The sequence below is a fragment of the Teichococcus deserti genome (genome assembly GCF_001982615.1).
Classification (GTDB): domain Bacteria; phylum Pseudomonadota; class Alphaproteobacteria; order Acetobacterales; family Acetobacteraceae; genus Pseudoroseomonas; species Pseudoroseomonas deserti.
Window position 1 is genome coordinate 38,288 of the sequence record NZ_MLCO01000044.1, and the last position, 11,727, is coordinate 50,014.

Sequence of the window (11,727 nt, forward strand, 5' to 3'; positions counted from 1 at the left end):
GCATCATGGTCATGATCAACCGGCGCGGTCTCGGCGCCCTGGCGGCGGGCGGCATGCTGGCGGGGGGCCTCGGCGCCCGCCCGGCCTTCGCCCAGGCGGCGAAGGCCGTCGACGCCAGCAAGGTCTCGGCGGAGATCAACGCCCGCACTGCGCGCAAGAAGGTCATCGCGACCGTCGTCAAGGTCGACGGCATCGCCTGGTTCGACCGCATGCGCGCCGGCGTCAAGCAGTTCGGCGAGGACCAGGGCCACGACACCTGGATGGTCGGCCCCAGCCAGGCCGATGCCGCCGCCCAGGTGCAGCTGGTCGAAAGCCTGATCGCCCAAGGGGTGGACGCCATCTGCATCGTCCCCTTCTCGGTCGAGGCGGTGGAGCCGGTGCTGCAGAAGGCGCGGCGCCAGGGCATCGTGGTGATCTCGCACGAGGCCTCGGGGCTGAAGAACATCGACTACGACATCGAGGCCTTCGACAACCACGCCTATGGCGCCAAGCTGATGGAAGTCCTCGCCCGCGACATGGGCGGGGAGGGCAAGTATGTGGCCACCGTCGGCAGCCTGACCTCGCAGTCGCAGATGGAATGGATCGACGGCGCCGTCGCCTACCAGAAGCAGCATTTCCCGCGCATGCAGGAGGTGACCCGCCGCATCGAGACCTATGACGATGCGACCACCGACTACAACAAGCTGAAGGAAGTGCTGACCGCCTATCCCGACCTGAAGGGGATCGTCGGCGCGCCGATGCCGACCTCGGCCGGCGCGGGCCGCCTGATCGCCGAGCGCAAGCTGGCCGGCAAGCTCTTCTTCAGCGGCACCGGCCTGGTGTCGGTGGCGGGCCAGTATCTGCGCAACGGCGACATCAACTACATCCAGTTCTGGGATCCGGCGGTGGCCGGCTATGCCATGAACGTCATGGCGGTGATGGCGCTGGCCAAGAAGTCGATCGGCGCCGGGCTCGACCTGGGTCTCGCCGGCTACGGCAAGCTCGAGGCGCCGGATGCGGCGCGGCCGAACATCCTGGTCGGCCAGGGCTGGGTCGGCGTCACCAAGGACAACATGGCGCAGTACAACTTCTGATCTTCTGTCGGTTCCGGCGCGCGGGGTGGAAGCCTCGCGCGCCGGCTGCGTCTTTCAAGGGTGACGGGGTTCCATGACCGCTCCGCTGATCGAACTGCGCCACCTGGGCAAGAGCTTCGGGGCCGTGCATGCGCTGAAGGATGTCTCGCTGACCATCGGGCGGGGCGAGATCCATTGCCTGGCCGGCGAGAACGGCTCCGGCAAGTCGACGCTGATCAAGGTGATCTCCGGCGTGAACCAGCCGGATCGCGGCGAGATCCTGATCGACGGCGAAAAGATAGAGAACATGTCGCCGCGCCAGGCCATCGCCCGTGGCGTGCAGGTCATCTACCAGGATTTCTCGCTGTTTCCGAACCTCAGCGTCGCCGAGAACCTGGCGCTGTCGACCGAGCTGCAGGCCGGGAAGAAGCTGGTCTCCTGGCGGCGCGTCCGCCAGATCGCCGAGGAGGCGACGCGCAAGCTGGGTGTCGCGCTCGAGCTCGACGCGCTGGTCGAGACGCTGCCCACCGCCGGCAAGCAGCTGGTCGCCATCGCCCGCGCGCTGATGTCCGACCCGCGCCTGCTGATCATGGACGAGCCCACCACCGCGCTGACCGGACGCGAGGTCGAGGCGCTGTTCCGCGTGGTGCGCGACATCCAGAGCCGCGGCATCGCCGTGCTTTTCGTCAGCCACAAGATGCGCGAGATGCTGGAGATCAGCGAGCGCATCACCGTCATCCGCAGCGGCGAGGTGGTGGCCTCCGGCGACATCGGTGATTTCGACGAGGCCCGCATCACCCGCGCCATGACCGGGCAGGAGCTGGCCTCGGAAGGCTATCGCTGGGAAGGCGATCCGACCGCGCCGGCGCTGCTGGATGTGCAGGGCCTGACCGTCCCGGGCCAGCTGGACGATATTACCTTCGCCCTCAAGCCCGGCGAGATCGTCGGCGTCTCCGGCCTGCTCGGTTCGGGCCGCACGGAGCTGGCGCTGGCGCTGTTCGGCATGAAGCGTGGCTATGCCGGGGAAATCCGGCTGTCGGGCCGGCCGCTGCGCCTCGACGGCGTCCAGGCCGCCATCGCCGAAGGCATCGCCTACGTTCCCGAGGACCGGTTGACCGAGGGCCTGTTCCTGGCCGCGACCATCGACCGCAACATGCTGGCCACCTCGCATGATCGCCTCAGCCGCTTCGGCGTCATGCAGAACGGCCAGGCGGCGCGGGAATCCGAAGAGATGATCCGCGAGATGGCCATCGCCACGCCCACCGGCAACCGGCCGGTGACGCAGCTCTCGGGCGGCAATGCCCAGCGCGTGGTGATCGGCCGCTGGCTGATGAACGACCCGAAGCTGCTGATCCTGAATGGCCCGACGGTCGGCGTCGATGTCGGCTCCAAGGCCGGCATCCATCGCAAGATCCGCGAACTTGCCCGCGCCCGCGGGCTGGGAGTGCTCATGATCTCCGACGACCTGCCGGAGCTGGTGGACAACTGCAACCGCATCCTGGTGCTGCATCGCGGCCGCCTGGTCGCCGAGCTGGAGGCCGAGGCCACCAGCGAGGCCGATCTCTCCACCCGCCTGGGGGCGCTGCAATGAGCGGCCTGGCGAATGCGCTGCGCCGCCATCCGGAGCTGATGGTCGCCGCCGTCCTGGTGATCGCCGTGCTGGCGATCGGCACCATCAACCCGGTCTTCTGGCAGCCCTCCAACCTGTTCAGCCTGCTGCGCGCCAGCGTCATCACCGGCATCCTGGCGCTGGCCGTGCTGCTGGTCATGCTGTCGGGCGGCATCGACGTCTCCTTCCCGGCCTTCGCCATCGCGGCCATGTATCTGACCGTCAAGGCGATGATCGCCTGGCAGTTCGACGGCGTGCTGCTGCCCTTCCTGATGGCAAGCTCCATCGGCCTGGCGCTCGGCCTGGTCAACGCGGTCTTCGTCCATTACCTGCGGATGATCCCGCTGATCGTGACGCTGGGCACCGGCACCGCGGTGCGCGGCTTCATCCTGGGCGTGGTCGGCACCAGCCAGATCAACATCGACCAGATGCCGCCGCTGCTGATCGCCTTCGCCCGCGGCGAGTTCTTCTCGGTCACCCAGGCGGATGGCAGCCAGGCCGGGCTGTCCTCGATGGTGCTGGTCTATGCCGGGCTCGCGATCGCGGTGCATCTGATCCTGCGCCACACCATGCTCGGCCGCGGCATCTATGCCCTCGGCGGCGGCGAGGAGGCGGCGCGGCGCGTCGGCTTCAACACCCGCCGCATCACCTTCGTCATCTATGGTCTGGCCGGGGCGCTCGCGGGCTTCGCCGGGCTGCTGCACGGCGCCATGATCTGGACCGCCAATCCGCGCGACATGGTGGGGCTTGAGCTCGATGTCATCGCGGCGGTGGTGCTCGGCGGCGCCAGCATCTTCGGCGGCCGCGGCACGGTGATCGGCACCATGCTCGGCGTGCTGACGCTCGTCGTCATCACCAACAGCCTGATCATCCTGGGCGTCGACACCACCTGGCAGCGGGTCGTGGTGGGCGCCATCGTCATCGCGGCGACCGCGGTCACCGCCTGGCGCGACCGCAAGCGCATCGCCTGAGGGAATGGCACCGATGAGCACCCTGCTCCAGCGGCTGCGCGGCAGCGACACCAACCTGCTGCAGCTCGTCATCCTGACGGTGCTGATCTTCGCCGGCATGGCGGCGCTGAACCCCGAGCGGTTCCTGCGCCCCTATGTCTTCGAGAGCATCACCTTCATCGCCCCCGAGCTCGGCCTGCTCGCCATCGCCATGATGGTCGCCATGCTGACCGGCGGCATTGATCTGTCCGTTATCGGCATCGCGAATCTCTCCTGCATTCTCGCGGGCCTGTTCTTTCACTCCGTCGGCGCGCCGCGCGGGCCGGAGCTGGTGAACATGCCGCTGCCGCTGGTCCTGGCGGGCATCGGCATCGCACTGGCGACCGGGGTGATCGCCGGGGCGATCAACGGGCTGCTGGTGGCGAAGATGCGGGTGACCCCGATCCTCGCCACCATCGGCACCGGCCAGATTTTCACCGGTATCTGCCTGGTGCTGACCGGCGGGCCGGCGGTGGTCGGCTTCCCGGCGATCTGGGGGCAGTTCGGCAACGGCACCGTCTTCGGCATCGCCGCCCCGCTGGTGGTCTTCGTCGTGGTGGCCGGGCTGGTCTGGTTCGTGCTCTCCCGCACCGCCTTCGGCATCAACCTGACGCTGATCGGCACCAACCCGCGCGCCGCCGTCTTCGCTGGCCTGCGCACCCAGCGCACGGTCTTCCTGTCCTATGTGATGACGGGCGCGCTGGCTTCGGTGGCGGGCATCCTGCTCTCGGGCCGGACCAATGCGGCCAAGTCCGACTACGGCGTCTCCTACCTGCTGCAGGCGGTGCTGATCGCCGTGCTGGCGGGGACCAACCCGGCCGGCGGCCGCGGCTCGGTGCCCGGGATCGCGCTGGCGCTGGTGGCGCTGATGCTGCTCTCCTCCGGCCTGCAGATCATGCGCTTCAGCAATTTTCTTGTGGATCTGATCTGGGGCGGTTTTCTGCTGCTGTCCATCGCCTTGGCCGCCCTCCGGATGCGGAGCCGCTGACGCCATGACCGCCCATGTCCCGCTGCACGAGGCCCTCGCCGGCGCAGCCCCCGTCGAAATCCTGCGCCAGGGCGAGCTGTCGGCCACCCTGTTCCGCTTCCCCACCGGCGTCCCGGCGCTGCGCCTGGCCAATGCCCGCGGCGCGGTGGTGGTGCTGCCCTGGATGGGCGGCATGGTCTGGTCGGCGCGCTTCGACGGCGTGGACCTCGCCATGCAGAGCGGCTTCGACGCGCCGCAGCCGGCCACCACCATCGCCGGAACCTATGGCTGCTTCGCCTTCCACAGCGGGCTGCTGCGCAACGGGGTGCCCGGGCCGGAGGACGATCACCCCGCCCATGGCGAATTCCCCTGCGCGCCGATGCAGCGGGCCTGGCTGGAACTCGGCCAGGACAAGCGCGGCAGCTTCCTGCGCGTGGTCAGCGAGCGGCACTATGTCATGGGCTTCGGCGCGCATTACCGCGCCTGGCCCTCGGTGACGCTGCGCCCCGGCGAGACGCTGTTCGACATCGGGCTCGGCGTGAAGAACGCCGGCGGCAAGCCGATGGAACTGATGTATATGTGCCACGTCAACTTCGCCTTCGTCGCCGACGGCGTGATCGAGCAGCCGGCCCCCTTCACCCCCGACCGCACCCAGGTCCGCCGCGCCGTGCCCGCCCATGTCACGCCGAACCCGGCCTATCTGGCGCTGATCGAGGCGCTGGCGCAGGACCCGGGCCGGATGCGGCGCCTGTCGGAACCCCAGGCCTACGACCCCGAGCAGGTCTTCTACCTGTTCGGCCTGGGCACCGACGCCAGCGGCGACACGCATCTGATGCTGCGCCGGCCGCAGGGCGACGGCTTCGGCCTGTCCTATTCGCCGGAACGCTTCCCGCAGACGGTGCGCTGGATCATGGCCGATCCGGACCAGCAGGTGGCGGCCTTCGCGCTGCCCTCGACCTGCCAGCCGGAGGGCCATGCCGCCGAGACGCGGAAGGGCCATGTGCAATGGCTGCCCCCGGGCGGCCGGGCCGACTTCACCGTCCGCGCCGGCTATCTCGACCCCGCCGCGGCCGAGGCCTGCGGCGCCCTCATCTCTTCTTTGACGTAGGAGCGGGCCATGGGCGCGCGCATCGGCGTGGTCGGCAGCAATATGGTCGACCTGATCACCTATATCGACCGCATGCCGGCGGCCGGCGAGACGCTGGCGGCGCCGCGCTTCGCCATGGGCCATGGCGGCAAGGGCGCCAACCAGGCGGTGGCGGCGGCCAAGCTCGGCGCCGAGGTCATGCTGGTCAGCCGCGTCGGCGATGATCTTTTTGGTGGCGGCACCATCAAGAACTTCCAGGACCTGGGCATCGATACGAAGCATGTCCGCGCCGTCCCCGGCACCCAGAGCGGCGTGGCGCCGATCTTCGTCGAGGCCTCGGGCGAGAACCGCATCCTGATCGTCAAGGGCGCCAACGAGCACCTGCTGCCCGCCGATGTCGACGCCGCGGCCGATGACCTGAAGGGCTGCGCGCTGATCCTGCTGCAGCTCGAGGTGCCGCTGGAAACCGTCTACCACACCATCGCCTGGGCGGCGGGGCAGGGCATCCCGGTGCTGCTGAACCCGGCGCCGGCGGTGCCGGAGCTCGATGTCGGGCGCATCCTGGGCGCCAGCTTCCTGGTGCCGAACCAGACCGAGCTGACCATCCTGACCGGCCTGCCCGCCGAGACCCGCGACCAGGCCGAGGCCGCCGCGAGGACCCTGGTCGCCCGCGGCATCCGCCAGGTGCTGGTGACGCTGGGCGCCGAGGGCGCGCTGCTGGTGACCGCGGATGCGGCGCAGCACGTCCCCTCGGTCCGCGTGACGCCGGTCGACACCAGCGGCGCCGGCGACGCCTTCATCGGCGCCTTCGCCCAGCATTACGTGGCGCATGGCGACACGCTGGAGGCGATGCGCTGGGGCGCGCGCTATGCCGCGGATTCCATCACCCGCCCGGGCACGCAGATGGCCTTCGCCACCCGCGCGCAATTCGCAGGCTAGAGCGTGATGGCTTGAGGTGGAATCACCGAAAAGCCTGAATCACGCGATCAAACAAAAGGCTAGAGCGTGATGGCTTGAGGTGGAATCACCGAAAAGCCTGAATCACGCGATCAAGCAAAAGGCTAGAGCGGGTTGCCTGCGTCCTTCAGCAGGCAACCCGCTCTAGCGCTGCCGCAGGGCCAGCGCCGCGATCGCGGCGAAGCCCAGCATGCTGCCGGGCAGGCCGATCTGCACCGGCAGCGGCAGGGCGCCGATCATGCCCGCGCCCAGCGCGCCCACCGCCATGTGCAGCGCCCCCAGCACGGCGCTGGCGGTGCCGGCGGCACCCTCCACCGCCATCAGGGCCAGCGCGATGGCCGGCGGCGCCATGAAGCCCACCCCCATCTGCGACAGCACCGTCAGCCCGATCGCCAGCCCCGGCGACAGCAGCCCGGCGACCGACAGTGCCAGGAAGGTCGCGGCCGAGCCCAGCATCATCAGCGTGCCGATCTGCACCAGCTGGGCCGGGCTGCGGCGCAGCCGCGGCGCCAGCAGGCCACCCGCCAGGAAGCCCAGCGCATAGCTCGCCGGCACCAGGCTGACCGCCAGCGCGCCCCAGCCGAACAGCCCCTCATAGATCCGCTGGGTCGCCGCCACCTCGGCATAGGCGCCGCCGATCGAGGCCGCCGTGCCCAAGGCGAAGGCCAGGAAGACGCGGTTGCGCAGAACCTTGCGGTAGCTGCCCAGCGTCGCCGCCAGCCCGCCTTCGCGGGTGCGGCTGTGATGGCTCTCGGGCAGGGCCAGCAGCACCGCCAGCATCACCAGCGCGCCGCAGAGCGCCGTCACCGCCAGCGAGGCGCGCCAGCCGAATTGCGCCGCGATGCCGCTGCCCAGCACCGGGGCCAGGCCGGGCATGATCGCCATGGCCAGCGTCAGCAGCGACATCACCCGCAGGAAGACCGGCCCGGCGAAGCGGTCGCGGGCGATGGCGCGCGGCAGGGCCAAGCCGGCGCTGGCGCCCAGCCCCTGCAGCAGCCGCGCCAGCAGCAGCATCGGCCCGCTGCTGGCGAAGGTCGCCAGCACGCCCGCCAGGATGAACAGCGTCAGCCCGCCCAGCAGCACCGGCCGCCGCCCGTGCCGGTCCGACAGCGGCCCGACCACCAGCTGCCCGAGCCCGATGCCGACCAGCACGGCGGAGAGGATCAGCCCGGCCTGCTCGAGCTCGAGCGCCAGGTCGGCGGTGATGCGGCCAAGCGAGGGCACCACCAGGTTGGTCGCCATCTGGCCCAGCGCGGTCAGCGCCATCAGCAACAACAGGGTGCCGGCCGGCAGCGCTGTGCTGCCGGTGGTGGAACTGCTCATTCTGCGTTGATCCCGGGGAGTCTGGTGCCGCGTGCGGAGAGGGCGTCGGCGCACAGGATTCTCGACGCGGCAGGCCTCGTCCAATAATGCTTGGCGGCATGACGATAAGGCGGACTTATGCAAGGGATTGAGCTGCGGCATCTGCGCTGCCTGGTGGCGTTGGCCGAGGAAGGCAGCTTTTCGCGCGCCGCCGCCCGGCTGGGCACGACCCAGCCGGCGGTCAGCCAGCTGCTGAAGCGGCTGGAGGACATGGTCGGCCAGCGGCTGGTGCATCGCGACCGGCTGTCGCTGTCGCTGACCGCGCTGGGCGAGGAGGTGCTGCTGCAGGCGCGCGAGGCGCTGGCCGCGGTCGACGGCGCGCTGGAGGCGACGCGGCGCAGCCTGCGCGGCGAGGCCGGGCGGCTGCGCGTCGGCCTCAGCGTGCCCTCGCTCTATGGCGGGGTGCCGGCGCTGATCCGCCGCCTCCGCGCCGCCCGCCCCGGCGTCGCCGTGGAGATGACCGTGCTGCCCAGCACCGAGCAGCCGGCAGCCCTGCTGGAGCGCCGCGTCGATCTGGCCTTCGGCTGCGCCGATTTGCGGGCCGACGGGCTGGCACGGCGGGTGCTGGCGGACGAGGCCATGCAGGTGGTGCTGCCCGCCTGGCACCGGCTGGCGGGCAGACCGTCCCTGCCGCTGGCGGCGCTGCGCGAGGAAGGCTGGATCATGCCCCCGGCGCCGGTGCCCCTGCGCGACGAGATCCTGGGCGCCTTCCGCGCCGCCGGCTACGCGCCGCGGATCGTGGCGGAAAGCACCGACTTCCTGACCACCTTCGGCCTGGTCATGGCCGATGCCGGGCTGGCGCTCGCCGCCGAAAGCTTCGCCGACTTCGCCGGCCCGGACCTGGTTCTGGTGCCGCTGACCGGGCCGGCGCCGCGGCTGGTGCATGCCCTGGCCCATCGCCAGGACGACCGCTCGCCGGTGCTGCGCGCGCTGCTGGAGATGCTGTGATCAGTCGCAGACATAGCGGTTGAGGGGGTAGGGCTGCCGGGCGAAGGCCGGGCAGAAGGCGCCGACCACCGGCTCGAGCTGCTCGAACAGGATCTTTCCGGATGCGTTCAGCGCTTCCAGCCGCTCGCGGGCGGCTTCGGCCTCGCGCGCCAGCTTCGCCAGGTCCAGCGTCAGCAGGGTCCGGTCCTGCACCACCATCCGCCCGGCGATCATGACATGGCGGACCGAGGTGGCGTCCTCGGCATGCACCAGCTGGTTGACCGTCCAGTTGTGCGGGATCCAGCTGATGGCGGCGAGGTCGAGGAAGACGATATCCGCCTTCATCCCCGGCGCGATGCGGCCGATCCCCTCGAGCCCCAGGGCCCGCGCCGATCCGACGGTCGCGGCGCGGTAGATCTCGTCGGCGCTGGCCCAGCCACGCGGATCCGGCCCCTGGCCCTTGGAGACCATCGAGGCGCCACGCATCGCCTCATACATGTTCTGGTTGTCCGAGCAGCTGGCGCCATCGGTGCCGAGCCCGACATTGACGCCCGCATCCAGCGCCTGGCGCAGCCGGAACAGCCCGTTGCCCAGCCGCATGTTGCTGCCCGGGTTGTGCACCAGCGAGGCGCCGCGATCGGCCATGCGGCGCAGGTCGTCATCGTCCAGCCAGACGGCATGCGCCGCGGTGAAGTCGGGACCGAGCAGGCCTTGCGCATCCAGCTCGGCGACCAGGGTGCGGCCGTAGCGCTGCATCCCGGCCAGCGCCTGCACCTTGCTCTCGCCGACATGGCTGTGCAGCGGCACGCCATGCTCCCGCGCCAGCCGGCCGCAGCCGCAGAGGAATTCGGTCGAGCAATGCAGCGGGATGGTCGGCGCGACCGCGGCACGGATGTCCTGGCCATTCCAGCGCCAGTGGCGCAGCACCTCGGCAATGCCGGCGAGCGTCGCCTCGCCGGCGGGCAGGCGCATCCTGTCGACCGCCGCCTGCAGGGCAGGCGGCAGGCTGTCGCGCAGCCCCGGGATGGCATCGTAGAACGTCGTGTCGGCGACCATCGGGGCCAGCACGGCGCGCATGCCAACCCCGGCATAGGCCTCGGCGGCTGCATCCATGCCGTCGCGGCTCGGGCCAGGGAACTCGTAATAGAGGTCATAGGCCGCGGTGCAGCCCTTCAGCACCATCTCGGCGGCGCAGATCTGCGCCGTCAGCTTCTTGTCGGACAGCGCCCGGTTGCCGCCGATCCAGGGGGCGGCGGCCAGCAGCAGCTCCAGCGTCCAGCGGTCGCCCTGGCCGCGCGCCAGCCCGCCATGGCCATGGGTATGCGCGTTCACCAGGCCGGGATGCAGCAGCAGCCCCGCCGCCTCGATGCGGCGCGCGCCCTCGGGCGCGGCAAGGTCCGGCCCGACCGCGCGGATGATGCCGTCCTCGACCAGGATATCGGCGGGCTCGGCGCGGCGCAGCGCGGGGTCGGTCAGCCGGCCGCCGGCGATCAGGGTGATGCCGGGTTGGATCTCTGCCATGCGAATTCTCCTTCAGGCGGCCGCGGCAGGATAGCCAGGATGGCGGCGCGGGCCATCCGCTGAGGCGGTCGGTTTCTCGCAGGCGGCCATGCTGCGGCGCGAGCATTATGAATCGACATCGCAACAGCCATCTGCATCATGGCCGCCACGAGCAACCGCCGCGCGGGGGTCCCGATGGCGCAGCGCCTGGTGCATTTCGCCTCCAACCGGCTGTGGGACGAGGCGGGCGCCGCTTTCGGCGCCAGCTGCGGCGCGCCGCCGGAACGGCTCTGGCTCGGCGCCGTGCCGGTCGAGGTCCAGCCCGATCCTGAAGGCGACGCCGGCGCGGTGGGCGCGCCGCTGGTCAGCGGCATCGATGATTTCGGCGCGCCCGGCGGCACGGCTGAGGCGGTGCTGGCCGACTGGCTGGACCGGGCCGAAGCGGCCGACGCCGTGCCGCTGCTGACCGTGCATGGCTTCAACTACAGCTTCGCGGAATCCTGCGCGCGCGCCGGCAATTTCTGCGACGTGGTCGAGGCGGTGGCCGGGCAGCGCCTGGCGCCGCTGGCCTTCTGCTGGCCGAGCAACGGCGTGGGCAGCATCGACGAATACCGCCGCGACCAGCAGGATTGCGACAGCTCCGGCCCGGCGCTCGCCCGGCTGATCCGGCAGATCGCGCTGGCCGCCGCCGGCCGGGCGCGCAAGCCGGCCTATCTGGCGCATTCCATGGGCGCGCGCGCCACGCGCTGCGCCATGCAGGCGCTGGCGGCCGCCGGCCCGCTGCCGGCGGCGCCCGTCTTCGCCCAGGCCGTCATCATCGCCGGCGACGAGGCGGTGACGGCGCTGGAGCCCGGCGGCCCGCTCTGGCCGCTGGCGGATATCGCCGACTGGGTGACCATCGGCGTCTTCGCCGACGACGCCACCCTGACGAAGATCAGCGGACATCTGAACGGGGTGGCGAGGCTGGGCGCCGCCGGGCCGCTGACCCCGCCGCCACCGGAAAGCCGGGTCTTCGTGGTCGATTACGGCATGGCGGTTGCCTGGAAGGAGGCGCCGGGCGCCACCAGCTGGAACTTCGTCGGCCACCAGTACTACCGCAACGACCCCCTGGTGATCCGCGACCTGGCTGCGGCCCTGGGCGGCACCGCCTCGCCCGAGCGCATCGCCCGCCGCCGCTGGGCCCGCGTCGAGCCGGGCTATGCCATCCGGGAGATCGCCGGGCGGCTCTACCTGGTCTGACCCGCTTCCCCCGGCCACTTCCCCCCGGCCCCTTCCCC

10 protein-coding genes are annotated in these 11,727 nt (G+C 70.9%); 8 read left to right on the forward strand and 2 right to left on the reverse strand.

The features are described from left to right. Positions 1-5: 5 nt before the first annotated feature. The 6 genes from BKE38_RS06210 (at position 6) to rbsK (ending at position 6,643) form a co-directional block, all read left to right on the forward strand. Complete coding sequence (locus BKE38_RS06210) at positions 6-1,073, forward strand: autoinducer 2 ABC transporter substrate-binding protein (protein WP_242662235.1); 1,068 nt, start codon at positions 6-8, stop codon at positions 1,071-1,073. Positions 1,074-1,146: 73 nt separating this feature from the next. Further along, on the forward strand, positions 1,147-2,643 hold the full coding sequence (locus BKE38_RS06215) for a sugar ABC transporter ATP-binding protein (protein WP_076956491.1): 1,497 nt from the start codon (positions 1,147-1,149) through the stop codon (positions 2,641-2,643). After that, a complete protein-coding gene (locus BKE38_RS06220) occupies positions 2,640-3,632 on the forward strand; it encodes an ABC transporter permease (protein ID WP_076956492.1) in 993 nt (330 codons plus the stop codon). Before BKE38_RS06215 ends, BKE38_RS06220 begins: the two co-directional genes overlap by 4 nt. 13 nt (positions 3,633-3,645) lie before the next feature. Further along, the gene (locus tag BKE38_RS06225; protein ID WP_076956493.1) at positions 3,646-4,638 is read left to right on the forward strand and encodes an ABC transporter permease; all 993 of its coding nucleotides are present in this window, start codon (positions 3,646-3,648) and stop codon (positions 4,636-4,638) included. Positions 4,639-4,642: 4 nt separating this feature from the next. Beyond that, a complete protein-coding gene (locus tag BKE38_RS06230) occupies positions 4,643-5,725 on the forward strand; it encodes an aldose 1-epimerase family protein (protein WP_076956494.1) in 1,083 nt (360 codons plus the stop codon). 9 nt (positions 5,726-5,734) lie between these two features. Then, the gene (rbsK, locus tag BKE38_RS06235; protein ID WP_076956495.1) at positions 5,735-6,643 is read left to right on the forward strand and encodes a ribokinase; all 909 of its coding nucleotides are present in this window, start codon (positions 5,735-5,737) and stop codon (positions 6,641-6,643) included. 162 nt (positions 6,644-6,805) lie between these two features. Here the strand turns inward: rbsK and BKE38_RS06240 are convergent, their stop codons facing one another. Then, positions 6,806-7,984 carry an MFS transporter gene (locus tag BKE38_RS06240; protein ID WP_076956496.1) on the reverse strand — a complete coding sequence of 393 codons (1,179 nt, stop codon included), beginning with the start codon at positions 7,982-7,984 and terminating at the stop codon, positions 6,806-6,808. Between the two features lie 117 nt (positions 7,985-8,101). Here BKE38_RS06240 and BKE38_RS06245 point away from each other — a divergent pair, with 117 nt between their 5' ends. Beyond that, positions 8,102-8,971, forward strand: a complete 870-nt coding sequence (locus BKE38_RS06245) for a LysR family transcriptional regulator (protein ID WP_076956497.1) — start codon at positions 8,102-8,104, stop codon at positions 8,969-8,971. Here the strand turns inward: BKE38_RS06245 and BKE38_RS06250 are convergent, their stop codons facing one another. Then, positions 8,972-10,471: an amidohydrolase family protein gene (locus tag BKE38_RS06250; RefSeq protein WP_076956498.1), complete on the reverse strand. Its 1,500-nt coding sequence runs from the start codon at positions 10,469-10,471 to the stop codon at positions 8,972-8,974. A gap of 138 nt (positions 10,472-10,609) precedes the next feature. Here BKE38_RS06250 and BKE38_RS06255 point away from each other — a divergent pair, with 138 nt between their 5' ends. Then, on the forward strand, positions 10,610-11,689 hold the full coding sequence (locus BKE38_RS06255; protein WP_076956499.1) for an alpha/beta hydrolase: 1,080 nt from the start codon (positions 10,610-10,612) through the stop codon (positions 11,687-11,689). Positions 11,690-11,727: the final 38 nt, after the last annotated feature.